This is a genomic window from Rhizobium sp. 10PS4, from assembly GCF_032464805.1.
GTDB lineage: Bacteria > Pseudomonadota > Alphaproteobacteria > Rhizobiales > Rhizobiaceae > Rhizobium > Rhizobium laguerreae.
Map to the genome: position 1 here is coordinate 147,101 of NZ_JAWDIW010000008.1, position 25,194 is coordinate 172,294.

Genomic DNA, 25,194 nt, shown 5'->3' on the forward strand with positions numbered 1-25,194 from the left:
CCAAATAAAGTCTCCGCCCTCCCTTTGCCGGTGGGCGCAGGCGCTCCATATCTGAAATTAGAAGACTGATATGAAGGGCGAAAAGCGCCCGGCTGTTGACGTTTTTTATTCTTAGGTCATGCTGTCAGGAAACGGCACGGTCTCGACAAGGAAATTTCCGCGACAAATGAATACGCAGACAACGCCATCCCCGCAGTTTTATCTGACGGCTCCGGCTGCGTGTCCGTACCTGCCGCATGAGATGGAGCGCAAGGTGTTCACCCATCTGGTCGGCCCGCGCGCCGCCGAGATGAACGACATCCTGACGCAGGGCGGTTTTCGCCGCTCGCAGAACATCGCTTATCGCCCGGCCTGCGAATCCTGTCGCGCCTGTGTTTCCGTGCGAATTCTCGCCGAGGAATTCGAACCGACGAAATCGATGAAGCGGGTGCTTGCCGCTAATTCCGACGTCATCGCTACCGAATTCGCAGCCCAGCCTTCCAGCGAGCAATATTCGCTCTTCCGACGCTATCTCGATTTTCGCCACCAGCAGGGCGGCATGTCCGACATGACCGTGCTCGACTATGCCATCATGGTGGAAGACACGCATGTGAATACGAGAATCATCGAATATCGCCTGCGTGAGGAAGGCTCGGGACTGGAGCAGCGCCCGAAGGGCGAGCTGCTTGGCGCTGCGCTGACCGACACGATGAGCGACGGGCTGTCGATGGTCTATTCCTATTTCAATCCGGCACTCGAGCGGCGTTCGCTCGGCACCTTCATGATTCTCGATCATGTCAGGCGCACGAAAGCGCTGGGACTGCCGCATGTCTACCTGGGCTACTGGGTTCAAGGGTCGCGGAAAATGGACTACAAGACGCGCTTCCAGCCGCAGGAGCATCTGACCCCGCGCGGCTGGGAACGCTTCGATCCCTCATCCATGCCCGAGAGCACCCACGACTGAATGTTCCCCACCGCTCTTTCCGACCATCGGAAGGGCCTGCTGCTGACGGCGATCGGCGGGCTGGCGCTTTCTGTGGATATCCCGCTGATGAGGCTCGCCGACGGCGAGCTGTGGTCGATCCTGGCCGCGAGAAGCATCGCGACCCTTGGCGTGACGCTTCTGGTCGCCACAGTGCTCAGGATCGCCAATGGGCGCTGGCCGCTGCTGGTGCCGGGCTGGCCGGGCCTCGTCACCGGTCTGCTCTACGGCCTGACGACGGTGGTCTTCCTTCTCGCCGTTTTCAACACCTCGACGGCGAATGTCGTTTTCATCGTCGCCTTCAATCCGATGTTCGCCGCGCTTCTTTCCTGGATTTTCCTCAAGGAGCGGCCGGCGCTGGCAACGCTGATCGCCATGGCGGCGATGATCTTCGGCGTCGGCCTGATCGTGCGGGACGGGCTTTCGGGCGGCCATCTCTTCGGCGATATTATGGCGCTGCTTACCGCCTTCATCATTGCCGCCGCCATCACCATCAGCCGCGCATCGCGCCGGGAGATGGGCTTTGTCTCGCTGCTTTCGACGGTGCTGCCGGCGGCGGTCGGCCTGATCTTAATCATGCCGGCAGGCGGTTTTTCGATCGAGCATCCGGCCTGGATCCTCTTTAACGGCGCGGTCATGATGCCGCTTGCCCTCTGGTGTCTGGCGACCGGGCCGCGTTACCTCTCCGCGCCGGAGGTGGGCATGTTCTACCTCCTCGAAACCGTGCTCGCACCGATCTGGGTCTGGCTGATCTTTGCGGAAACGCCGGCGCCGATGACGCTGGTCGGCGGCGGCATCCTGGTGATGGCGATCGCAGCGCATTCCGTCTGGATGGTGCAAAGAAGAAGCATCAGGCAAATGGCGGGTTAAGACATTGTCGTCTGCTCGACCTCATGTTATAACTCCGTTACCACAGAGGACAAAGCGATGAACGTCACAATCCGCAAGATCGGCAATTCCGAGGGTATTATCATCCCTAAGGAAACCCTCGACCGTCTTGGATTGAAGACCGGTGATTCATTGGAATTGCAGATGGAAAACGGAGGCATCACTTTGAAGCCGGCCGATGAGGATTTGTCTCGTCAACTCGAGGCGGCGCGATATTTCATGGACAAGTATAAGGTCGCCTTGAAAAAGCTGGCCGAATAATGGCCTTCAAGTTCCTGATGAGACCATTGGTGGAGAGCCTGCAGAAAATGCAGATCGAGCGCTTCGGCGGTCTCGCAGGACTGCGTAACGAAGGCGCGCTGGAATCGGCTCTCGGCCGGCCGATGCACAAGGCAAATTATGGCTGCGACAACGTCATCGAACTCGCCGCTGCCTATCTTTTCGGCCTTGCCCGCAACCACGCATTCGTCGACGGTAACAAGCGGATCGCGATCGTAACCGCCGGTGTGTTCCTTCTCGAAAACAGCTACGAGATCGAAACGACCGATGCGAATCTCTACGCTTTCGTTCTTGCCGTCGCCGCCGGCGAGATCGACGAAGAAGGTGCGACCCGCTTCCTGCGGGATTTCTGCATACCGCTCAACCCGTCGCCTTGAACTGCTGCTGCTCCAGTTCCCTGCCAAGCCCCTCGACCACATGAGCCCAACCTTTCCGAGTCTTTTCCTCCTGTTCTGCCCATTCGGCGCACATTTCATGGGTCAGTGTCAGACGACTGCCGCCGTCGAGAGGCTCGATGTCGATCTCGACGCGGTCGCAATTGTGATCATGCTCCTCGACGGAAAAGCTGAAGACCATGCGCTGCGGGCGCTTCAATTCCAGGAAAACGCCCTGATGAAAAGCGTCGCCGGTCGGGCGGCGGTCGACGACGAAGAAACGGCCGCCGACACGCGGATCGATATCGGCGCGAATGACATGACCGTCATCGGTCGCAAACAGGAAACGGCGGGCGATTTCGGGGTTGAGCCAGGCGTCGTAGACGACAGCGGGCGGCGCTTTGTAGGTGTGGCTGACATGCAATTTGATGGTGCTGGCGGGCATCGATTTTCCTCCGTTAAGGGCGCGCGCACTTTCCCCAAGCGCACGGGCCACGGCCATTCCGTCCGCCTTCGGAGCCGGCCTTCTCTTATTTTTGCTAACAGGATTGAGATAGAGGCATTGCCGCGCCCGCCAAGAGAGGGCGCGGAATTTTTAGGCCTCAGCCGGCGAATTTGCCGCTGCGCGGAAAACCCTTCGGCACGGTGCGGCCGGCGGTGGCGCGGTCGGCCAACCATTCGGCAAGTTCGTCCTTGTTCTTCGTGAACGTGCGGCCGGCGCTGTCTTCCCAGACGAGGCCGTCTGATATCGCGAAGCAGCGGACATCGGAAATGCCGCCATCCTTGTAGCGCTGCAGACGCACGCCCTTGCCGCGCGACATTTCCGGCACTTGCGCTAAGGGGAAGACCAGCAGCTTGCGATTTTCCCCGACAACGGCGACATGGTCGCCGCTGACGGGCACGAGCAGCTGCGTTTCCTCGGGCAGCGCGACGTTCATGATCTGCTTGCCCTTGCGGGTATTGGCGACCAGCTCGGCTTCGGGAACGACGAAGCCGTTGCCGGCTGTCGAGACAATCAGCTGCTTGCGCGAGGGATCATGGACGAAAGCGGTCAGCACCGCCTGGTCGTTATCCATATCGACGATGATGCGCAGCGGCTCGCCGTGACCGCGGCCGCCCGGCAGCTTGTCGCCACCGAGCGTGAAGGCCTTGCCGCCGGTGGTGACGATCAGGATCTTGTCCGTCGTCTGCGCCGGGAAGGCGATCCTCAAGCCGTCGCCTTCCTTGAAGGTCAGCGCCGCCGTATCGGCGATATGGCCCTTCAACGCGCGGATCCAGCCCTTTTCGGAAATGACGACGGTGATCGGTTCCTTCTCGATCATCGCCTGCTGAATTGCTTCCTCGTCGGTCTCGGGCGCGTCGGCAAACTGGGTGCGGCGGCGGCCGACCTCGGTCGCCTTGGCGAATTTCTTCTTCACTTCACCGATTTCCCAGGCGACCGTCTGCCACTGCTTGTCGTCGGAGGAAAGCAACGCCTCGATCTCGCCCTTCTCCTTGGTGAGTTCGTCGAATTCCTTGCGGATTTCGAACTCTTCCAGCTTGCGCAAGGCGCGCAACCGCATATTGAGGATCGCCTCGACCTGATTGTCGGTGAGATCCCAGCGCGCCATCATCACCGGCTTCGGCTCGTCCTCCTCGCGGATGATGCGGATGACCTCGTCGATGTTGAGGTAGGCGACCAGCAGGCCGCTGAGGATTTCGAGGCGTCTGTCGATTGCTGCCAGACGGAAGCGCGAACGGCGCTGCAGGACTTCGCGGCGGTGATCCAGCCACTCCTTCAGCACCTCGTTCAGTGCCATGACCCGCGGGATGCGGCCCATGGAGAGCACGTTCATGTTGAGCGGGAAGCGGCTTTCGAGCTCCGTCAGCTTGAACATCGATTCCATCAGGATCGTCGGATCGACGCTGCGGGTCTTCGGCACCAGCACGACACGAATGTCTTCGGCCGATTCGTCGCGGATATCTTCCAGCAGCGGCAGCTTGCGGGCGATCAGCAGCTCGGCGATCTTCTCGATCAGCCGCGATTTCTGCACCTGGAAGGGAATTTCGGTAATGACGATCTGGTAACCGCCGCGGCCGAGATCTTCCGTCTGCCATTTCGCCCGCACGCGGAAACCGCCGCGGCCGGTGCGGTAGCTCTCGATGATGCTGTCGCGGTTGTCGATGATAATGCCGCCGGTGGGGAAATCCGGGCCGGGAATGAATTCGACGAGCTTTTCGACGGTCGCATCGGGATGTTTAATCAGATGCAGGGCGGCGTCGCAAAGCTCGTGAGCATTGTGCGACGGGATCGAGGTCGCCATGCCGACGGCGATGCCGGAGGAGCCGTTGGCGAGCAGGTTCGGAAAGGCGCCGGGAAGGACGACCGGCTCGGAATTCGATTCGTCGTAAGTGTCGCGGAAATCGACGGCATCCTGATCGATGCCTTCGAGCAGCAGTTCGGAAACCGCCGTCATCTTCGATTCGGTGTAACGCATGGCGGCGGGGCTATCGCCGTCGATATTGCCGAAATTGCCCTGGCCGTTGACCAGCGTGTAGCGCTGCGAGAAGTCCTGGGCGAGACGGGCAAGCGCATCGTAAATCGACTGGTCGCCGTGCGGATGGTAGTTACCCATCACCTCGCCGACGATCTTGGCGCATTTCCTGAAGGCCGAGTTCGGCCTCAGCCCCATCTCGTTCATCGCATAGACGATGCGGCGATGGACAGGCTTCAGCCCGTCGCGCACGTCAGGCAAGGCGCGGTGCATGATGGTCGACAACGCATAGGCAAGGTAACGCTGCTCGAGCGCCGCCTTGAGGTCGACCGGCTGGATGTGATCATCGTCTCCGCCTGAAGGCGGCAAAATCTCTTGTCCCATAGGTTCTGACTAGCTCAGAAGAGGCCGGCGGGCAAGGAATCGGGGCCATTACGGCTGTGGATGAAGTCTTCGGACCGACATCAAAGGATGAGACAAACGCGCCGCCGCAATTTGGACTTCGTTTGCCGTTCCTCTCAACAAAAATTTAGAGGTCGGCAAATATAAAGCAGGTCCAATCCGTAGTAGCGTCACTGCAGATTTCCAACCGCCACCACGCCACCAGAGGAATCACCCCATGAACTTTTACCGGACAACGCGGCTGATGCTATCGAGCGCAGCCTTTTTCTCGCTTGCCGGCTCGGCTTTCGCTCTCGACGGCGCCGATCTGCTGAAGAAGCTCAATGCCGCCTATGCCGCACAAGGCGGAACGATTTCGGCTGACAGCGTCGATATCGACGGCACGACCGCGACGCTGAAGAATGTCAGCGTCAAATCGGCCGGTGGCGAAAGCCTGGCCGTTGGCGAAGTCACTCTTTCCGGCGTCGAAGAAGACGAGGATGGCGGCTATTACATCGAAGAGGCCGCCTTCCCCGATATCAACACCACGAAAGACGGCGTCACGGTCACGGCGCAGGAGCTGACGCTCGGCGGCATCTCGATCCCGGCAACGCCGGGCGGCGACACGCTCGATACCATGATGCTCTACGAAACTGCCCATACCGGCCCGCTGAAGGTGGTCAAGGATGGGGCGGAATTGTTCTCGGTGCTCGAAAGCGACGTCAACCTGACGCTGCGCGAAGACGAATCCGGCTTCGATTTCGACGGCGCCTTCAAAAGCATGAAAGCCGATCTCAGCAAAGCCGAGGATCCGCAGAGCAAGGACGCAATCGAGAAGCTGGCCCTGCAGCACATCCAGGGCGACATCACCATGAAGGGTGCCTGGGAACTTGCCCCCGGCACGATCGACATTTCGGAATTCGCCTTCGACTTCACCAACATCGGCAAGCTGAACCTTGGCTTCAAGATCTCGGGCTACACGATGGCCTTCGTGAAGTCGCTGCAGGATGCGATGAAGCAATCCGAAGCCAACCCGAACAAGGAAGAGTCGCAACAAGCGCTTGGCCTTGCCATGCTCGGCCTGATGCAGCAGTTGTCCTTCGAGGCCGCGCAGGTGCGTTTCGAAGACGCCTCGATCACCAAGCGCGCGCTCGATTATGCCGGTTCACAGCAGAACATATCCGGCAAGCAGATGGCGGATTCGTTGAAGGCGATGACGCCGATCATGCTGGCGCAGCTCAATATCCCGGAACTGCAAAACGCCATTTCGGCTGCGGTCAACACCTTCCTCGACGATCCGAAGAGCCTGACCGTCAAGGCCGCTCCTGAAAAGCCGGTGCCGTTCCCGACGATCGTGGGCGCCGCCATGGGCGCTCCGAACACGCTGCCGCAGGTGCTTGGCGTCAAGGTTACCGCCAACGACTGATCGCTTCGATCTCGCGACGAAAAGGCCCGGCAGTTCGGTACTGCCGGGCCTTTTCGTTTTCATGCGCGATGACGGGCGACCTCGGCGATGGCGAGGACTGCGATATCAAGCAACTCCTCTAGCGATGCGCCATCCCTCGCCTGCACCGACATGCCCTGAATGATGGCACCGAGGAACCGTGCCAGCGCGCGGGGAGTCGTCTGTGGCTTCATGTCGCCCTCGTGGATGCCACGCTCGATCCTCGCCGTGAAAGCGTCCAGCGACCGACGGCGCAGCGCCGCAACATGGTCGGCGATCACCTCGTTCTCGCTGGCGCAGTTCAGCACAGCCGTCGAGATCATGCAGCCTTTCGGATGCTCCGGCGCCGAGAAAATCTCAGCCGAGCCCCGCAATATGCGCTCGAAGGCGGAGACGGTGTCGATCGGCTCGCCAAGCGCAGAAAAAGTGTCGGCGCCCAGCCCTCGGTATTGCTCCAGCGCGGCGCGGTAGAGATCGGCCTTCGAGTTGAAGGCGGCATAGAGGCTTTGCGGCGTGATACCCATGGCGGCAGTGAGATCGGCGATCGAGGCGCCCTCATATCCATGCTCCCAGAAAGTCTCGCGCGCCGCCGAGAGAACGGTCTCGCGGTCGAAGGCCGGCGGACGGCCGCGGCGGCGGGCGGTAGAATTTTCCACGTCTCGGCTATTTTTCACAATGATCACTCTAGAAATTCGAGGCAGCTTTCTGTATTCAGGAACGGTCATTGTGATTATAGAAGGTTTAATCTGATGAGTCTTCCCCTCGAAATGGCAGACGCCGACAGGAATTCATCGCTTGCAGCTGCAGTCGATGCGGCCATCACAAGTGCTCTCGACGACAAACGGCTTGTTGGAACGGTGGTGCTTATCGCCCGCGACGGAGAGATCGTCCATCGCCGCGCCGCCGGCCTTGCCGACCGCGAAAGCGGTCTGGCGATGCGCGAGGACACCATCTTCAGGCTTGCCTCCATCACCAAGCCGATCGTCACCATCGCCGCAATGCGGCTCGTCGAGCAGGGAAGAATCGGGCTCGACGACCCGGTGACGAGATGGCTGCCGGACTTCCGGCCGAGGCTGCCTGACGGCAGTGAAGCAACCATTCGCATCCGCCACCTGCTGACCCATACGTCGGGACTCAGCTACAGCTTCTTCGAAGAGGACGATTCTTATACCCGCGCCAGCGTTTCCGACGGCCTCGACAAACCCGGGCTGCCGCTGGCCGAGAACCTGCGGCGGATCGCCAGCACGCCACTGCGCTTCGCGCCGGGCAGCGACTGGCAATATTCCGTCGCCATGGATGTTCTGGGCGGCGTCATCGAGGCGGAAACCGGCGCGCCGCTGGGCGAGGCCGTCGCCGAACTGGTGACGAAACCGCTTGGACTTGCCGATACCGCGTTTTCGATTCGAGACCACAGCCGGCTGGCAGCGGCCTATATGGACGCTTCACCCGAACCGGCGCTGATGGGCGAGACTGCGCTGGTGATGTCGCTGATGGGTCCGATCCGCTTTGCGCCGAACCGCATCTTCGACCCCGCCTCCTATCATTCCGGCGGCGCCGGCATGGCGGGAACGGCGGGTAATATCCTGGCCATACTCGAAACCATCCGTAGGGGTGGCGCACCGCTGCTCTCGACTGAAACCGTAGGGATGATGATGACGGACCAGGCCGACGGGCGTCGCCAGCAGCACGAACCCGGCTCCGGCTTTGGCTTCGGCTGGTCGGTCATCACCAATCCGGCCGAGGCAGGCGTCCCCTTCCCCACCGGCACGTTGAAATGGGGCGGCGTCTACGGCCATAGCTGGTTCATCGATCCGGTCAACGGGTTGACCGTCGTTGCGCTGACCAACACGACGCTTGAAGGCATGTGGGGAAAATTCACGGTCGATCTTCGCGAGGCGATCTACGCGGCATTGTGAGTGACCAAACCAACAGAAAAGCCCGGCGATTTGCCGGGCTTTTGCATTCGGGATCAGGCGATCTCAATCTTTCTTGACGGGCGGGATCGGCCGGATCGACAGCTCGCGCAGCTGCGTCGGCGCTGCCGGGCTCGGCGCGCCCATCAGCAGGTCCTGGGCCTGCTGGTTCATCGGGAAGAGCGAGATTTCGCGCAGGTTCTTCGCGCCGACGAGCAGCATGACGATACGGTCGATACCGAAGGCGGCGCCACCATGCGGGGGGGCGCCATACTGGAAGGCGCGGTAGAGGCCGCCGAAACGATCCTCGACATCCTGCTGGCTGAGGCCGACCTTCTCGAAGGCGGCGACCATGGTTTCCGGTGACTGGTTACGGATCGAGCCCGAGGCGATTTCGAAGCCGTTGCAGACGGCGTCGTACTGGAACGCCTTGATGGTCAGCGGATCCTGGTTCTGAAGCGCGTCGAGGCCGCCCTGCGGCATCGAGAATGGATTGTGGGCGAAATCGACCTTCTTTTCTTCCTCGCTCCATTCGAAGAACGGGAAGTCGACGATCCAGCAGAGTTCGAAACGGTCGCGATCGACAAGGTTCAGCTCTTCGCCGGCCTTGGTGCGGGCTTCACCGGCAAACTTGTAGAACTTCGCCGGATCGCCTGCAACGAAGAAGCAGGCGTCACCGTCATCGAGGCCGAGCTGGGTCCGGATCGCGTCGGTGCGCTCCTCGCCGATGTTCTTTGCCAGCGGGCCGGCGCCCTCGAGCTTGTCACCTTCCTTGCGCCAGAAGATGTAACCGAGGCCAGGCTGACCCGTCGACTGCGCCCAGGCATTCATGCGATCGCAGAACGCTCTGGAACCACCGGTCTTGGCCGGAATCGCCCAGATCTCGACCTTCGGGTTGGAGGCGATCATGCCTGCGAAAACCTTGAAGCCGGAGCCGGCGAAATGCTCGGTCACGGCCTGCATGACGATCGGGTTGCGCAGATCGGGCTTGTCGGAGCCATATTTGCGGATCGCCTCGTCATAGGGGATGCGCGGCCATTCCTTGGTGACCGGCTTGCCTTCGGCGAATTCCTCGAAGATCGAGGTCATCAGCGGACCCATCGTGTCCCAGACGTCTTCCTGGGTGACGAAGCTCATTTCGAGGTCGAGCTGGTAGAATTCACCCGGCAGGCGATCGGCACGCGGGTCTTCGTCGCGGAAGCACGGCGCGATCTGGAAATAACGGTCGAAGCCGGCAACCATCAGAAGCTGTTTGTACTGCTGCGGCGCCTGCGGCAAGGCATAGAAAGTGCCGGGATGGATGCGCGACGGCACGAGGAAGTCGCGCGCGCCTTCCGGCGAGGAGGCGGTCAGGATCGGGGTCGTATATTCGGTGAAGCCGACATTGCCCATTTCGCGGCGCATGGCGGAGATGACCTGGGTGCGCTTGACGATGTTCCGGTGCAGCGTTTCGCGGCGAAGATCGAGGAAACGATACTTCAGGCGGACGTCTTCGGGATAGTCCGGCTCGCCGAAGACCGGCAGCGGCAACTCCTTGGCGGCGGAGAGGATTTCGATCTCCTGTGCGTAGAGCTCGATCTCGCCGGTCGCCATGGTCTTGTTGACGGTATCTTCGGTGCGGGCCTTGACGAGGCCATCGATACGGATGACCCATTCGCCACGCACGGTTTCCGCCATCTTGAAGGCCGGGCTATCGGGATCGGCAACGACCTGGGTGATGCCGTAATGGTCGCGAAGATCGATGAAGAGAACGCCGCCATGGTCGCGAACGCGGTGAACCCAGCCGGAGATACGGACGGTCGAGCCGACATCCGACTTGCGGAGGGCGGCGCATGTGTGGCTGCGATAGCGATGCATGATCTCAAATCCTGGCATGTGGCTTAAGACGGCAGCAAGGGTTCCAAGACCCTCAAGCGCCGACAAGAAAATCGGGCGGAAAAGCGCATGGACGCTCCGATTTGTCAAGGCTTGGCGCACGCGGCCGAGCGTTTGACACGCGTTTATGGCGAGGCTGCGGCCGGTATGCTGCGGCAGTTTGGCTACGCTTCCCGTATTGATGAAGATGCCGGTCAACTTTAAAAGGATCGGCATTTCTCACCGTGGAGCATCCGCATGCCTCTCCTTAACCGACGCAACCTCTTGAAGGCATCCGCTGTTGCGGGTGCCTATGGCGTCGGCATCGGCATTGCCGGTAAATTCGGATTTGCCGCGGCGGCTCCCGAGCCGCAGCTGCTGACGGCGGTGAAGACCGAGGTTATGCTGACTGAGGCGGGACCAACCAGGGATATCATGAGCTGGGGCCATGACGGCATGCCGCCGATTCTCAGGATGAGGAAGGGGCGGCCCTATGCGGCGCGGTTGAAAAACGGGCTCGACGAGCCGACGACGATCCACTGGCACGGGCTTCGCATCGACAACGGCATGGACGGCGTGCCGTTCATGACGCAGCCCTATGTCTATACCGGCGACAGCTTCGACTATGCCTTCACGCCGCCCGATGCCGGCACCTTCTGGTACCATCCGCATTGCAACACGCTGACGCAGATGGGGCAAGGGATGACAGGTGTCATCGTCGTCGAAGATCCGGCCGATCCGGAATTCGATGCCGAGGTGGTGCTGAACCTGCGCGACTGGCGGCTCGGCGGCGACGGACAATTCATCGCCCCCTTCCGGCCGCGCGACGCTGCCAAGACCGGCACCTACGGCACGGTGCGCACCGCCAACTGGCACCAAGAGCCGCGATACGACGCGCCGGCCGGCGGGCTGGTGCGGCTGCGCATTGCGGTCACCGACGTGACGCGGATCTTCTCGCTGAGGATGCAAGGCGCCGAGGCCACCGTTATCGCGATCGACGGTAATCCGGTGCCGAAGCGTTTTCCCCTCGGCCTCCTGCAGATCGGACCGGGTCAACGGCTCGACCTTGCCGTGCGCATGCCGGATGCTGAAGGCGCAGTCGCGACGCTCGAGGATATCCGCGGCACGGCCCCGAAGACGATCGCCAGCCTGCGCGCGGTCGGATCATCGTTGAAGCGCGATATCGGCGATCTCGGGCCGCTTGTCGACAATCCCGTCCCGAAGGCCGATCTAACCGCCGCCGAGCAGATCCCCCTGATACTGAGCGCCACTGCCGAAAATGCCGCCGTCGAAAGCATCTGCGGCACGCTCGGCTACAGTTTCTGGGCCATCAACAAGGTGCCTTGGCCGGGCGATACGCCCGATCCGACGGCGCCGCTTGCGGAATTGAAGCTCGGCAAGAGCTATGTCTTCAATCTGGAGAATACCACGCCGCATGCGCATCCGATCCATCTGCACGGGATGAGCTTCACGGTGATCTCCTCCTCGACGCGGGAGGTGATGCCGCTGGTGTCCGATACCTATCTCATCCAGCCGGACGAGAAGGTGCAGCTTGCCTTCGTTGCCGACAATCCCGGCGACTGGCTGCTGCACTGCCATATCATCGAGCATCAGAAGACGGGGATGACGAGCTATCTCAGGGTAAGCTGAGACTGCTGCACTTTCACCGCGATTGCCGCCGTGCATCGCGCCGTGCTTCAGTTTGGACGTGATTCTTAGCCAGCAATGCTCGAAGCGTATGCTGTTGTATTGACATATCGAACCGAAAGGAGAAGGAAGGTTTAACCGACCTTTTCCTTGCGAATGAATTGATATGATCGAAACCACCGCCGATTTGGCGGCCGCCTGCAAAGAGCTGGCCAAGTCCGACTTCATCACCATCGACACCGAATTTCTGCGCGAAACGACCTTCTGGCCGGAGCTCTGCCTGATCCAGATGGCAAGCCCGACGACGGAGGTTCTCGTCGATCCGCTGGCCAAGGGCATCGATCTCGCCCCCTTCTTCGAGCTGATGGCCGATACGAAGGTGCTGAAGGTCTTTCATGCAGCCCGCCAGGACATCGAAATCATCTTCAATCGCGGCAATCTCATACCGCATCCGATCTTCGACACGCAGGTCGCCGCCATGGTCTGCGGCTTCGGCGACAGCGTCTCCTATGACCAGTTGGTCAGCCGCATCAAGAACGTCCATATCGACAAGTCGTCGCGCTTCACCGACTGGAGCCGCCGGCCGCTCTCGGACAAGCAGCTGGATTATGCGCTGGCCGACGTCACTCACCTGCGCGACGTCTACCTGTCGCTGAAGGCGGAACTCGAGCGCGAAGGCCGCACCTCCTGGCTCTCTGAGGAAATGGACATCCTGGAGTCGCGCGAAACCTACGACATGCATCCAGACGATGCCTGGCAGCGGCTGAAGATGCGTCTGCGCAAGCCGCAGGAGCTGGCGATCCTGAAATATGTCGCCGCCTGGCGTGAACGCGAGGCTCGGGCCCGCAACGTGCCGCGTTCGCGGGTGCTGAAGGATGATGCGATCTATGAGATCGCCCAGCAGCAGCCCAAGGATACCGAGGCGCTCGGCCGTCTGCGCACCATTCCGAAAGGTTGGGAGCGTTCGACTTCCGGCGCCGCGGTCATCGAGGCCGTCAACACCGCGCTTGCTCTACCGAAGGCCGATATGCCGCATGTGCCACGCCAGGCGCAGGCGCCCGAAGGGGCCGCTGCCGCCGTCGAATTGTTGAAGGTTCTGCTGAAGCTGATTTCGGAAAAACACGGCGTGGCGCCGAAGGTGATCGCCAATAGCGAGGATCTCGACAGGATCGCCGCCGAGGGCGAGAAGGCCGAAGTCGCCGCCCTGCACGGCTGGCGGCGCGATCTTTTCGGCGAGCCGGCACTGCAACTGATCCAAGGCGCGATCGCTCTGCGCTTCGTCGACCGGAAGGTCGAAACCGTCAGCCTCTGAGATCCCTATTCGAATTCGCTTGACGGTTTTTTCCGGCCTGAAACAATGGCGGGAAGAAACATCACGGCGCAGAGGCGGCATGCGGGAAATATCTCCGACACAGAATTGGATTCTGATCACGATCGTCCTTGCGGCCAGTGGCGTCATCTATGATCTGATGTTCTACTCCAATCAAACGCCGATCATCGGGGCGATCTTCGCGCTCTTCATCGGCATGCCGATCCTCGCCTTCGAGCGCAAGGTGCTGTTTCGAGCACTCTACAGGCGCATCCAGAAGCTGCCGACCTTCGCCTTCATCATCACCGAGCTGCTGATCTACGAAATCCTGATGAGCATCGGCTTTGCCTGCGCCGGCTTGCTGCTCTGGTGGCTCGGCATGGTGAAGCCGGCATCGCTCCTCGACCTCGTCATCATGCCGTTCGAGGTCTTCCTCTATGCGCTTGCGGTCTGCACGATGCTGATCTTCGTCTTGCGCGTGCGGGAACTGCTTGGTCGTGAAGTTTTCCTCAGCATGCTCATCAGCCGCTACCGCAATCCGGTCAGGGAAGAGCGCGTCTTCCTGTTCATCGACCTCGTCGATTCGACGGCTTTTGCCGAAAAGCACGGCGACCTCAGGGCGCAAGAACTGCTGAGCTCGCTGTTTGCGACCTTCGCCGAGCCCGTCAGGCGTCACAAGGGCATGATCAACGACTATGTCGGCGATGCTGCGATCATCACCTGGCCACTTGCCCGCGGCGTCAAGGATGCGCGTTGCGTGCGCTGCATCTTCGACATTCTCGCCGATATCGACGCCAATGCCGCCGGCTGGCGAAAGAATTACGGGCAGGTGCCGAAGCTCCGCGCCGCCCTCCATGGCGGCGAGATCATCACTGCCGAAATCGGCGTCGACCATCACAAGATCAGCTATTTCGGCGATACGGTGAACACCACCGCCCGGCTGGAGACGCTCTGCCGCAGTCTGAACCGATCGGTGCTGATCTCCAGCGAGCTTGCCCGGCGCATGGATTTTCCCGACGACATCACTTGCGAGGATCTCGGCACCCATGCCGTCAAGGGGCGCGGCCAGGCACTCGGCGTCATGGCGCTTTCCTCGCGCGCGGTCACCGTGCTGAACACGCCGGCGGTCATTCTGCACGGCTGAGCATAGTCTGACCTTCACGTCACCAAAGCTTCATCCAGCCGTCAATTCGCTGACATTAAAGCCCTGTTAAGCGGAAGGCCTTTGCAATCCGCTCCACGGGGATATTATGAAGAACGTCCTTTTTGCTTCCGTATCGCTTTTTATCCTGGTCGCGGGCTCTGCTTCGGCCGACCAGCAGCAGTTCCCGGCCAAGCTCGCCGGCCAGGCGATCCTGCCTGCCAACACCATGGTTGCGGCACCGGCCGATACCCCCGAATTCCTCAAGCATTCCGGCAAGTTTACGACGCCGGACCGCAAGCGCACCGAAGCGCTCGGCACCGTTCCCGGCAAGGACGGCGCCCGCATCACCGATCTGAAGCTTCCTTTCGACGGCCAGCCTATCCAGGGTTTCTCGGGCGTCAAGACGATGGCCGACGGCACTTTCTGGACGCTCTCCGACAACGGCTTCGGCTCGAAGTCCAACTCGTCGGACTCCATGCTCTTCCTGCACCAGATGAAGTTCGACTGGTCCGGCAACAAGGCTGATGTCGTCAAGAACCTGTTCCTTTCCGACCCCAACAAGATCGCGCCGTTCCCGATCGTGCTTGAAGGCACCGACACCCGCTATCTCACCGGCGCCGACTTCGATATCGAATCGATCCAGCCGGTAGCCGACGGCTTCTGGCTCGGCGACGAATTCGGTCCCTACATCCTGAAGTTCGACACGTCAGGCCGCCTCACCGACGTCATCCCGACGACGCTCGACGGTAAACCGGTGCTTTCGCCCGACAATCCGCTTCTCTCGGTTCCGGCCAACCCGGCTGCCAAGATGCCGGTCTTCAATCTGAAGCGCTCCGGCGGCTTCGAGGGCCTTGCCATGTCCAAGGACGGCGCCAAGCTCTACGGCCTGCTCGAAGGCGCCATCTACAAGGATGACGGCACGGTGGAAACCATCGACGGCCACACCGCCATTCGCGTCATCGAATTCGACGTCGCGTCGAAGAAGTGGACCGGCCGCAGCTGGTTCTATCCGTTCGAAGACAAGGGTGTGTCGATCGGCGACTTCAACATGCTCGACGACACGACCGCTCTCGTCATCGAGCGCGATAACGGCGCCGGCACGGCAGACAAGGCCTGCGCCGATCCGAAGCAGCCGAAGCCGGATTGCTTCGAAGCTCCGGCCGTGCTGAAGCGCGTCTACAAGATCAAGTTCAACGATGCCAATGTCGGCAAGTCCGTCCGCAAGATCGGCTATATCGACCTCCTCAACATCCAGGACCCCGACAACAAGAAGAGGGCCGGCAGCAAGGACGGCGCCTACGACATGCCGTTCGTGACGATCGAAAACGTCGACCGCGTCGACGCCACACACATCATCATCGGCAACGACAACAACCTGCCCTTTTCGGCCGGCCGCGCCGCCGACAAGGCCGACAATAACGAGTTCAGCCTGATCGAGGTTGGCGAGTTCCTGAACGCGAAGTAATTCGAGCGTGATGTGAGATAGAGAGGGCGGTGCGCAGGCGCCGCCTTTTTCGTTGACGCTGTGCCGTGTGTGCCCCCTCTGCCCTGCCGGGCATCTCCCCCACGGGTGGGAGATCACAAGTGGCATGGCTTTCCCGCATCTTGACCGTCAAGCCAAGCTGAACCGCTGATTGATTGGGGAAGCCGTTGCGCCCAGCCAATCTCCCCACCTGTGGGGGAGATGCCCGGCAGGGCAGAGGGGGGCTGATACGGCAAAACGGCCGCAAATCAGACCTATTCGAACCGAAACGCCAACCGCTTGTTCGTCAGCCTCGACAGCTGCTGTAGGCGGCCGTCCAGGCGTTCGCCGGCGAAGTCGCGATATTCGGGAGGCACGACGAATTCGAGGTCGAGGTCCGGGCTCGAGGATTTGCGGAAGGTCAGGCTCTTGACGATGCCGGGCATCGAGGCCGAGAACAGGTAGACGACGCGCAGCATGCCGCCGAGCAGCTTGGCGCGCTCGATGAGCTGCGGCGTGGCGATCTGCGCCAGCGGGCCGGTGGCGCCGTCGTCATGCAGGCCTTCGAAACGGTAATAGTTGGAAAGCGCAATGAAAGCGCGGCCGGGATGACTGATGCCGACGAAGGAAGAGTGGGCGATGACGTTCAGCGCCTGCAGGCCGCGATAGTCAGGATGGGCGCGCCAGCTGATATCGGCCAGCAGACAGGCGGCCTGACGGTAGCGGCTTTCCTCGTCGGTTTCCTGGATGCCGAAAAGGGGCATCATGCGGCCGGTCCATTCCGCGAGCTCGCGGGCATGCTCCGGCGAACGCGCACGCAGGATCGCCAGTTCGCCGGCCGCGGTAAGCAGCGGATCCAGGCGGCGTTCGGACTCCGACAACAGCGAATAAAGATATCCCTCGCGCACACCCTGCGCCGAGAAGGAAATCACCGACGGCTTCATCGCGCTCAGGACTTCCTTCATGGCGATAGCGCCGAAGGGCAGCAGCGAACGACGGTGCTTGGAAACAACCTGCAGCGCCGGCTCCCGGGAATCGCGCGCGGTCAGCTGTTCGAGGAACAGCATCATCGCTTCGAAAGACACCTCATAACCCTGCATCATATGCAGCGGATAATGGGTGATTTCCATGTGCAGCTTGGCAATGTTTCGCCAGGTGCCACCGACGGCGTAGAAGGTGCGGCCCTCGCCTTTCAACAACAGCTTTGCCGTCTTCAGTTGCTTGCGGGCAAAGGTCTGGGCCTTGGAGAGCGAACCGCCGGCATATTCCGACAGGCGCAGGCCGCCGAGCGGCAGCGTGATGCCCTTGCCGAACTCCTTGCCCTTGATATCGATCAGTTCCAGTGAGCCGCCGCCGAGATCGCCGGCAATGCCGTCAGGGTTATAGAAACCGCTGATGATGCCGAGCGAAGCGAATTTCGCCTCCTCCTCACCCGAGAGCACGCGGACCTTGCGGTTCAGGATGGTTTCTGCCTGATGGATGAAATCAGGGCCGTTGCTCGCCTCGCGCGCGGCCGCCGTCGCCAGCACATACATGGTGGCGGCGCGCGCCTGGTCGGATAGGGCCTTGAAACGGTGCAGCGCCGCCAGAGCCCGCGCGACGCTGTCTTCATCCATCTTGCCAATAAGGGCGACACCCTTGCCGAGGCCGCAGAGGACCTTTTCATTGAAGAGGACGGTGGGCGAACGGGACATGCCTTCGTAGACGACAAGACGGATCGAATTCGATCCAATATCGACGACGGAGACCGGGGCGATCCCCGGAAGGCGCCCCTGGGCTTCAGATTCAACCATTTAGGTCCAGTATTACTTGTTGTTGCGGCCTTCGAGCAGGCCGGCGATCAGCTTCGGCGCACTGGACTTCAGAGCTTCACCACGGCCTGACAGGCTCGGATTGGTCATGAAATACTGCTGCGCATTGAACGGTTCTTCGCCCCTGCGCACTTCCATGCGACGCGACGTACCGTCGGGCAATATCTCGTAGCTTTGTTGATTGTCAATCACGTTGCCGAGCATAATCTGTGACAAGACCTGCTCGTGAACGGTCGGATTTGTCAACGGAACCATGGTTTCGACACGGCGATCGAGGTTTCTCGGCATCATGTCGGCCGAGCCGATATAAACCAGCGCCTTGTCGGACGGCAGACCGTGGCCGTTGCCGAAGCAGAAGATGCGGCTGTGTTCGAGGAAGCGGCCGACGATCGACTTGACGCGGATCTTTTCCGAAAGGCCGGGCACCTGGGGACGCAGGCAGCAGATGCCGCGCACGACAAGATCGATCTCGACGCCGGCATGGCTGGCGCGATAGAGCGCGTCGATGATGTCGGGATCGACAAGCGAATTCATCTTCATCCAGATCGCCGCCGGCGCACCGTTCCTGGCGTGCTGGACCTCTTCCTCAATGTGACGCAGGATGCGCGAGCGCATCGTATAGGGCGAGATCGCGAGCTGCATGCCCTGTTCCGGCTCGCCGTAGCCGGTGATGAAGTTGAAGATGTTCGCCATGTCGTGGGCGATGACGGGATTGCAGGTGAAGTAGGAGAGATCAGTATAGATCTTCGCGGTGATCGGGTGATAGTTGCCGGTGCCGAGATGGCAATAGGTGCGCAGTTTGCCGTCCTCGCGACGGACGACCAGCGACATCTTGGCGTGGGTCTTGAGCTCGATGAAGCCGAAGACGACCTGGACGCCGGCGCGTTCGAGGTCGCGCGCCCAACGGATGTTTGCCTCTTCGTCAAAGCGGGCCTTGAGCTCGACCAGCGCCGTCACCGACTTGCCGGCCTCGGCGGCGTCGATCAGCGCGCGGACAATCGGGCTGTCGTTGGAGGTGCGGTAAAGCGTCTGCTTTATCGCCAGGACGTCAGGATCGCGCGCAGCCTGGAGAAGAAACTGGACCACCACGTCGAAAGATTCGTAGGGGTGATGGACGACCATGTCCTTTTCGCGGATAGCGGCGAAGCAATCGCCGGCGTGCTCGCGGACGCGCTCGGGAAATCGGGCATTGTAGGGGGCAAAACGCAGATCGTCGCGCGGCGCCTTGGTAATCTCCGACAGCGTGTTCAGCGCCAGAAGACCCGGCAGAACGGCGACGCGATTGTCGGGGATACTCAGTGCCTGGACGACGAACTGGCGCAGCGACGCCGGCATTTCCGAATCGGTCTCGATGCGGATGACCTTGCCGCGGCGTCGGCGTTTCAGCGCCGTTTCGAAGAAGCGGACGAGATCCTCGGCCTCTTCCTCGACTTCAATATCGCTGTCGCGGATGACGCGGAACGTACCGGAGCCCTGCACCTCGTAACCCGGGTAGAGCCGATGGATGAAGATGTTGGCGACATCTTCCAGCGTGATGTAGCGGATCGTGTTTCCATCATCCGGCAGGCGAACGAAGCGATCGAGCGCCACCGGCAGGCGCAACAGCGCCGTCATCGGCTCGCGGCCGTTCTTGCTGACGAGCTGCAGACCGATCGAGAAGCCGAGATTCGGAATGAAGGGGAACGGATGGGCGGGATCGATCGATAGCGGCGTCAAAACAGGGAAGATCGCCTGCTCGAATTCGGCGGCCAGCCACTGGCGGTCGCCCTCGCTCAGGGCGCCGGGGCGCACGATCAGGATGTCTTCCTTGGCGAGATATTGTTGCAGCACGGCGAGCGAGGCCTGCTGCTCCATCTGCAGATGGTCGATCTCCTGCAGGATCGAGTCGAGCTGCTCGGCCGGCGTCTTGCCGTCCGGGCTGCGGATGGCGATATTCTGGCGTACCTGGCCTTCGAGGCCGGCGACACGCACCATGAAGAACTCGTCGAGGTTGGCGGCCGAGATCGACAGGAAGCGGACACGCTCGAGCAGCGGATGCTCGGTATTCAGCGTTTCTTCGAGGACACGGCGGTTGAACTGCAGCCAGGAGAATTCTCGGTTGATGAAGCGCTCGGGGCTCTTGAGCAGCTCTTCCAGCGGGGGGGTGTTGTCGTTGATTTCCGGAGTGAGTTCCTGATGTTCTGCGACTGCACTATCCATGGTCCGCTTACCCCGTTTTCAATCGCCAAAGGCAATTATATCAGTTTGACGACGGAACTGTGACAGTCAATCGGCCGGTTCCGAATTTCCCAATTCATTCAATACTTCGGCAGCAAGAGACCGGGTGATTTTCGTGCCCCGCGACAGCGCCAGCCGGTCAAGCCTTTCGACGATTGTCTGGGCCGCGTTCAGCGACCGCTCCATCCTGACAACGATATAGAGCACGAGTTTGTCATCTATATAAAGCTGCCGGTCGGCGAAGAGCTTGACGATCACCTGCGACAACAGCGCCTCATCGGGTTCGCCGATCTCGACGACGGTTGCCGCTTTCAGGCGCGAGCGCAGATCGGGCAACGAAACCGGCCACGACATCGGCCAGAGACGGCTGGTGATCAACAGGCTGGTGCCGTTTTCGCGCACGCTGTTGATGACGTGAAAGAGCGCATTGTCGTCGAAGCCGAGGCGGTCGGCGTCCTCGAACAGCACCGGGCCGGCGGCAGCGGCAACCGCCGCATCCGAGCCACGCTCGGGGTGGATGTCGACGGCGCCGCTCAATTCCCGCCAGATCCGGGCGAGATGCGATTTTCCCGAGCCTACGGGGCCGGCGAGCACGACCACCGGCGATGGCCATGCCGGCCAGGCATCGACGATCGAAACGGCGGCGGCGAGCCGCTCCGAGATCAGGAGGTCGTCGCGCCCGCTTGCGGCATCGTGCGAAAAGACCAGCGGCAGCTGCTCTCCGGCCTTGCGCTTCGGATCAGCGTTTTTCGCGTCACTCATTGGGAACTGATTTCGTCTTCCGGGCACTGCCACTCGGCGACCCGCCAAAATAAAGATCACTCTGAAGGTAGCGTGAAAGTGCGAAACGAACAAGGACGCCGACCGCCGCCGCCGCCGGCACGGCGACCAGAAGCCCGACGAAACCGAAGAGCGCGCCGAAGGCAAAGAGCGCGAACATCAGCCAGACCGGATGCAAGCCAACGCTGGAGCCGACGAGCTTCGGCTGCAGAATGTTACCTTCGAGGAACTGACCGCTGAAGAAGACGACGAGCACCAGGCCGATCAACGGATAATCCGGCCAGAACTGCACAAGCGCGACGCCGACCGCCAGCACGAGACCAACCATCGAGCCGACATAGGGAATGAAGCTGATCATGCCAGCGAAGAGGCCGATCAGCAGCCCGAAATTCAGCCCCACGAGAGAGAGGCCGACGGCATAATAAATGCCGAGGATGAGGCAGAGCGAGCCCTGGCCGCGGATGAAACCGGCGATTGCCTGGTCGATCTCCTTGGCGATCTGGCGGACATCGCTGACATAATCGCGCGGGATCCACTGATCGACCTTGGCGACCATGCGGTCCCAATCGAGCAGGATGTAGAAGGCGACGACGGGGGTGACCACGAGCAGCGATATGACGTCAACGATCGCCTTTCCGGAATTCCAGATCTGCGCAAAGAGCCCGGTGAGGAAGCCCATGCCCTCCGACAGGATGCCCGAGAGATTGTCCTTGATCGTGCCCACTTGGTTCTCAACCCAGTCCGGCAGCAGCGAATTCTGCGCCTGCGCGATGAACTGCTGTAATTGGCTGATATAACCCGGCAGACGTTGAGCGAAATCGTTGAACTGGCTGATCAGCACCGGAATGAGGATCATCAGCGCCAGCGCGAAGACGATCACGAAAGCGACGAGAATGCCGATGGTCGCCATCATGCGGCTCAGTCCCAGCCGCTGCAACCTGTCTGCCACCGGATCGAGGAAGTAGGCGATCGCCATGCCGGCGACGAAGGGCAGCAGGATCGAGCTGAAGACATAGAGAAAGACGATGAAGAAGACGAGCACCACCAGCCAGAAGAAAATCTGACGTTTGAGACTGTTGCCGCTGACTTGCTGTGGCATTGCTTCCCCGCTGATCGCTCGCCGCCGTCTGACGCCGCATCCGATCCGAAGCGGCCATTGAGCACATAGGATGCAGGCGCAAAGATGGTCAACCCTGTCGCGCCAAATCCCGGAAAGGCCGGAAGAAGACGCGGGAAATTGGGGCTTTCGCCATGCAGCGCTTGCATAAAAGCCCCTGTCATGCAATTGCGACCGGCAGATGACGCGGCACGTTTGCCGCCTGAAATAGCCATCGGAGACCAGCATGAGCCAGTCTGGGAAAAACGGCCTGACATATAGCGATGCGGGCGTCGACATCGATGCCGGCAACCTGCTCGTCGAAAAGATCAAGCCGGCGGTGCGCTCGACCCGCCGTCCCGGCGCCGACGGCGAGATCGGCGGCTTCGGCGGGCTTTTCGATCTCAAGGCGGCAGGCTTTACCGATCCGGTTCTCGTCGCCGCCAATGACGGCGTCGGCACCAAGCTGAAGATTGCGATCGACGCCGACTATCACGAAACCGTCGGCATCGACCTCGTCGCAATGTGCGTCAACGATCTCGTGGTACAGGGCGCCGAGCCGCTGTTCTTCCTCGATTATTTCGCGACCGGCAAGCTCGACCCCGACCAGGGCGCGGCCATCGTCGGCGGCATTGCCGCCGGCTGCCGTGAGGCCGGCTGCGCGCTGATCGGCGGCGAGACGGCCGAAATGCCCGGCATGTATTCCTCCGGCGACTACGACCTCGCGGGTTTTGCCGTCGGTGCTGCCGAACGCGGCAAGCTGCTGCCATCAGGCGATATTGCCGAGGGTGACGTGATCCTCGGCCTCGCCTCCTCCGGCGTCCATTCCAACGGTTTCTCGCTGGTGCGCAAGATCGTCGAATTGTCCGGCCTCGATTGGGATGCACCGGCGCCGTTCACCGAAGACAAGAAGCTTGGCGAAGCCCTGCTCGAGCCGACGCGTATTTATGTGAGGCCGCTCCTGAAGGCGATCCGCGAGACCGGCGCCATCAAGGCGCTGGCGCACATCACCGGCGGCGGCTTCCCGGAAAATATTCCGCGCGTGCTGCCGAAGCATCTGGCGGCCGAGATCGATCTTGCCGCCGTCAAGGTGCCGCCGGTGTTTTCATGGCTCGCCAAGACGGGCGGCGTCGAATCCAAGGAAATGCTGCGCACCTTCAACTGCGGCGTCGGCATGATCGCCGTCGTCGCCGGTGAGAATGTTGCGGCGGTTTCCGCCGCACTCGAAGCCGAGGGCGAGACGGTTGTCACGCTCGGCCGCATGATCGCCCGCGACGAGGGCGCTGCCGGCACGGTCTACAAGGGTACGCTTGCCATATGAGCTCGCCGCGCAAACGCGCCGTCGTCTTCATATCAGGCAGCGGCTCCAACATGATGGCGCTGGTTGCGGCTGCAAAGGCCGCCGACTACCCGGCCGAGATCGTCGGGGTGATCTCCGACAAGACGGATGCCGGCGGGCTTGCCAAGGCGGCTGCCGAAGGCATTGCCACCTTCGCTTTTCCCCGCAAGGACTATGCCAGCAAGGATGCACATGAGGCGGCGATCTTTTCGGCGCTCGATGAGCTTTCACCCGACATTCTCTGCCTGGCGGGCTATATGCGGCTGCTGACGGCGACCTTCATACAACGTTATGAAGGCCGGATGCTCAACATCCACCCTTCCCTGCTGCCGCTGTTTCCCGGCCTGCATACGCATCAGCGTGCAATCGATGCCGGCATGCGGATCGCCGGCTGCACGGTGCATTTCGTCACCGAAGGCATGGATGAGGGGCCGGTGATCGGCCAGGCGGCCGTACCGGTTCTTTCCGGCGACACGGCCGAAAGCCTTGCTGCACGTGTGCTCACCGTGGAGCACCAGATCTATCCGCAAGCGCTACGGCTCTTTGCCGAGGGCCGTGTGACGATGGAAGCCGGCAGGGCCGTCAGCGCTCAGGCCTCGACCGCTGTGCCCAAGGCTCAGCTGATTTCACTGATAGGCGATCGCGCCTAAGCCGCCAGCGCCCGCAATGGATGCAGCGTGCCGTCGCTGTAGACGAAGCGGCCGGCGCGGAAGGTGGCGCGGATGCGATTGATATCACCCGGCTCGACCACGACCAGATCGGCGCGCTGGCCGATGGCGATCGCGCCACGATCCAACAATCCGGCCGAGCGGGCCGCATTGCTGGTCGCCATGGCAACGGCTGCCGGCAAGCCACCTTCCACCATATCGGCAAGCTTGAAGATGCCGGGCACGAAGGCGGCCGGATGATAATCGGCGGCGATGATGCTCAGCAGGCCGGCGCTTGCGGCATCGAGCGCGCTGAGATTACCCGACATCGACTGGCCGCGCAGCGCGTTCGGCGCGCCCATCAACGTCCAGAGGCCGCGGCGGCGCGCCTCCTCCGCCGCAGGTGCGGTGACAGGAAACTCGCTGATGGTGACGCCAAGATCGTGCATTTCGGCGACCTTTTCGACGCTGTCGTCGTCATGCGAGGCAAGCGACAGCTTGTGTTTCAGCGACAGCGCGACGATCTCCTTCAGCTTGGCCTCGATGTCGGGATTGCTGCGCATGGCGATGCGCTTGGAAACGATCTCCGCCGCCATTTCCTCGGAGATGGCGCGACGCTCGGAAATGCTGAGGATGTAGCTCTGCAGGTTGTTGTACTGGCCCTGGCCCGGCGTGTGATCGGTGAGCGAAACCATGTCGATCTGATCGGAATTCAGCAGGCGCTCGAGTGCAGGGGCTGCACCGACATTGGTGATTTCGTAGCGGGCGTGGACGCGGTGGTCGATCAGCAGATCGTCACGCAGGCGGTTGATGCCTTCGATCACCGCCGATGTCGTCTCCAGCGAGCGGACGTGGCCGTAGACGCTTTCGGTCGCGAACGAGACGGCGGCAAACGCCGTCGTGACGCCGGCGGCAGCAAGTTTCTTGTCGAGTTCGTGGATGCCGAAATCGATCGGCATCATCGCGTTCGGCCGCGGGGCAATCTCGCGCTCGATCATATCGCCGTGGAGATCGACGAAGCCCGGCATCAGCAGCCGCCCGCCGCCATCGATCACAGCACCGGCGACCGGCTCCGGCCTGATCTCGGCGATGACGCCACCCTCAACACGCACGGAACCTTCACTCACCACCTCGTTTGGGAGAACGAGGGTGAAATTGCCGAGCCACATTGGCT

At 61.4% G+C, this 25,194-nt stretch carries 22 protein-coding genes; 13 read left to right on the forward strand and 9 right to left on the reverse strand.

Annotation, left to right across the window (positions count from 1 at the left end; translation table 11 throughout):
* Positions 1 to 166 precede the first annotated feature (166 nt).
* The 4 genes from RWJ89_RS16945 to RWJ89_RS16960 are packed head-to-tail and all read left to right on the forward strand — an operon-like array spanning position 167 to position 2,505.
* The gene (locus RWJ89_RS16945) at positions 167 to 943 is read left to right on the forward strand and encodes an arginyltransferase (RefSeq protein WP_168303769.1); all 777 of its coding nucleotides are present in this window, start codon (positions 167 to 169) and stop codon (positions 941 to 943) included.
* Positions 944 to 1,831, forward strand: coding sequence for a DMT family transporter (locus RWJ89_RS16950; protein ID WP_131664274.1), 888 nt, complete (start codon positions 944 to 946; stop codon positions 1,829 to 1,831).
* A 57-nt stretch (positions 1,832 to 1,888) separates the two neighbouring features.
* The gene (locus tag RWJ89_RS16955) at positions 1,889 to 2,110 is read left to right on the forward strand and encodes an AbrB/MazE/SpoVT family DNA-binding domain-containing protein (RefSeq protein WP_003547144.1); all 222 of its coding nucleotides are present in this window, start codon (positions 1,889 to 1,891) and stop codon (positions 2,108 to 2,110) included.
* Complete coding sequence (locus tag RWJ89_RS16960; RefSeq protein ID WP_316031162.1) at positions 2,110 to 2,505, forward strand: type II toxin-antitoxin system death-on-curing family toxin; 396 nt, start codon at positions 2,110 to 2,112, stop codon at positions 2,503 to 2,505. Before RWJ89_RS16955 ends, RWJ89_RS16960 begins: the two co-directional genes overlap by 1 nt.
* Here the strand turns inward: RWJ89_RS16960 and RWJ89_RS16965 are convergent.
* Together RWJ89_RS16965 and parC are read right to left on the reverse strand one after the other, a co-directional pair.
* Positions 2,489 to 2,947: an SRPBCC family protein gene (locus RWJ89_RS16965; protein ID WP_020049402.1), complete on the reverse strand. Its 459-nt coding sequence runs from the start codon at positions 2,945 to 2,947 to the stop codon at positions 2,489 to 2,491. The genes RWJ89_RS16960 and RWJ89_RS16965 overlap by 17 nt on opposite strands.
* A gap of 157 nt (positions 2,948 to 3,104) precedes the next feature.
* On the reverse strand, positions 3,105 to 5,360 hold the full coding sequence (gene parC / locus RWJ89_RS16970; protein ID WP_168254977.1) for a DNA topoisomerase IV subunit A: 2,256 nt from the start codon (positions 5,358 to 5,360) through the stop codon (positions 3,105 to 3,107).
* 235 nt (positions 5,361 to 5,595) lie between these two features.
* Here parC and RWJ89_RS16975 point away from each other — a divergent pair, with 235 nt between their 5' ends.
* A complete protein-coding gene (locus RWJ89_RS16975; protein WP_221946256.1) occupies positions 5,596 to 6,783 on the forward strand; it encodes a hypothetical protein in 1,188 nt (395 codons plus the stop codon).
* Positions 6,784 to 6,842: 59 nt separating this feature from the next.
* Here the strand turns inward: RWJ89_RS16975 and RWJ89_RS16980 are convergent, their stop codons facing one another.
* On the reverse strand, positions 6,843 to 7,484 hold the full coding sequence (locus RWJ89_RS16980; RefSeq protein ID WP_222383539.1) for a TetR/AcrR family transcriptional regulator: 642 nt from the start codon (positions 7,482 to 7,484) through the stop codon (positions 6,843 to 6,845).
* A gap of 66 nt (positions 7,485 to 7,550) precedes the next feature.
* Here RWJ89_RS16980 and RWJ89_RS16985 point away from each other — a divergent pair, with 66 nt between their 5' ends.
* Positions 7,551 to 8,717: a serine hydrolase domain-containing protein gene (locus RWJ89_RS16985; protein ID WP_316031163.1), complete on the forward strand. Its 1,167-nt coding sequence runs from the start codon at positions 7,551 to 7,553 to the stop codon at positions 8,715 to 8,717.
* A 63-nt stretch (positions 8,718 to 8,780) separates the two neighbouring features.
* On the opposite strand, the gene aspS is transcribed toward RWJ89_RS16985, so the two are convergent.
* Positions 8,781 to 10,571, reverse strand: coding sequence for an aspartate--tRNA ligase (gene aspS, locus RWJ89_RS16990; protein ID WP_168254986.1), 1,791 nt, complete (start codon positions 10,569 to 10,571; stop codon positions 8,781 to 8,783).
* 87 nt (positions 10,572 to 10,658) lie between these two features.
* Between aspS and RWJ89_RS16995 the strand changes: the two genes are divergently transcribed.
* The 5 genes from RWJ89_RS16995 (at position 10,659) to RWJ89_RS17015 (ending at position 16,133) form a co-directional block, all read left to right on the forward strand.
* Positions 10,659 to 10,793: a hypothetical protein gene (locus tag RWJ89_RS16995; RefSeq protein ID WP_260682799.1), complete on the forward strand. Its 135-nt coding sequence runs from the start codon at positions 10,659 to 10,661 to the stop codon at positions 10,791 to 10,793.
* A 33-nt stretch (positions 10,794 to 10,826) separates the two neighbouring features.
* On the forward strand, positions 10,827 to 12,218 hold the full coding sequence (locus RWJ89_RS17000) for a multicopper oxidase family protein (RefSeq protein ID WP_316031164.1): 1,392 nt from the start codon (positions 10,827 to 10,829) through the stop codon (positions 12,216 to 12,218).
* 163 nt (positions 12,219 to 12,381) lie between these two features.
* The gene (gene rnd, locus RWJ89_RS17005; RefSeq protein ID WP_017959852.1) at positions 12,382 to 13,527 is read left to right on the forward strand and encodes a ribonuclease D; all 1,146 of its coding nucleotides are present in this window, start codon (positions 12,382 to 12,384) and stop codon (positions 13,525 to 13,527) included.
* A 79-nt stretch (positions 13,528 to 13,606) separates the two neighbouring features.
* Positions 13,607 to 14,668: an adenylate/guanylate cyclase domain-containing protein gene (locus RWJ89_RS17010; RefSeq protein ID WP_168254990.1), complete on the forward strand. Its 1,062-nt coding sequence runs from the start codon at positions 13,607 to 13,609 to the stop codon at positions 14,666 to 14,668.
* Positions 14,669 to 14,774: 106 nt separating this feature from the next.
* The gene (locus RWJ89_RS17015) at positions 14,775 to 16,133 is read left to right on the forward strand and encodes an esterase-like activity of phytase family protein (protein ID WP_168343157.1); all 1,359 of its coding nucleotides are present in this window, start codon (positions 14,775 to 14,777) and stop codon (positions 16,131 to 16,133) included.
* A 272-nt stretch (positions 16,134 to 16,405) separates the two neighbouring features.
* Here the strand turns inward: RWJ89_RS17015 and RWJ89_RS17020 are convergent, their stop codons facing one another.
* The 4 genes from RWJ89_RS17020 to RWJ89_RS17035 all read right to left on the reverse strand — a co-directional run bounded on the left by RWJ89_RS17020 (position 16,406) and on the right by RWJ89_RS17035 (position 22,037).
* Positions 16,406 to 17,923 (reverse strand): Ppx/GppA family phosphatase, encoded by a 1,518-nt coding sequence (locus RWJ89_RS17020; RefSeq protein WP_316031165.1) that lies wholly within the window; start codon positions 17,921 to 17,923, stop codon positions 16,406 to 16,408.
* 12 nt (positions 17,924 to 17,935) lie between these two features.
* Positions 17,936 to 20,140 (reverse strand): RNA degradosome polyphosphate kinase, encoded by a 2,205-nt coding sequence (locus tag RWJ89_RS17025; RefSeq protein WP_077976173.1) that lies wholly within the window; start codon positions 20,138 to 20,140, stop codon positions 17,936 to 17,938.
* A 66-nt stretch (positions 20,141 to 20,206) separates the two neighbouring features.
* Positions 20,207 to 20,920: a DnaA regulatory inactivator HdaA gene (gene hdaA, locus RWJ89_RS17030; protein ID WP_206989099.1), complete on the reverse strand. Its 714-nt coding sequence runs from the start codon at positions 20,918 to 20,920 to the stop codon at positions 20,207 to 20,209.
* Positions 20,913 to 22,037: an AI-2E family transporter gene (locus tag RWJ89_RS17035; RefSeq protein WP_206989101.1), complete on the reverse strand. Its 1,125-nt coding sequence runs from the start codon at positions 22,035 to 22,037 to the stop codon at positions 20,913 to 20,915. Before RWJ89_RS17035 ends, hdaA begins: the two co-directional genes overlap by 8 nt.
* A gap of 244 nt (positions 22,038 to 22,281) precedes the next feature.
* Here RWJ89_RS17035 and purM point away from each other — a divergent pair, with 244 nt between their 5' ends.
* Both purM and purN read left to right on the forward strand, forming a co-directional pair.
* Positions 22,282 to 23,355 carry a phosphoribosylformylglycinamidine cyclo-ligase gene (gene purM, locus RWJ89_RS17040; RefSeq protein WP_221992953.1) on the forward strand — a complete coding sequence of 358 codons (1,074 nt, stop codon included), beginning with the start codon at positions 22,282 to 22,284 and terminating at the stop codon, positions 23,353 to 23,355.
* Positions 23,352 to 24,023: a phosphoribosylglycinamide formyltransferase gene (purN, locus tag RWJ89_RS17045; protein WP_168258215.1), complete on the forward strand. Its 672-nt coding sequence runs from the start codon at positions 23,352 to 23,354 to the stop codon at positions 24,021 to 24,023. The genes purM and purN overlap by 4 nt, the downstream gene beginning before the upstream one ends.
* On the opposite strand, the gene RWJ89_RS17050 is transcribed toward purN, so the two are convergent.
* Complete coding sequence (locus RWJ89_RS17050) at positions 24,020 to 25,189, reverse strand: alpha-D-ribose 1-methylphosphonate 5-triphosphate diphosphatase (RefSeq protein WP_316031166.1); 1,170 nt, start codon at positions 25,187 to 25,189, stop codon at positions 24,020 to 24,022. The genes purN and RWJ89_RS17050 overlap by 4 nt on opposite strands.
* Between the last annotated feature and the right edge of the window lie 5 nt (positions 25,190 to 25,194).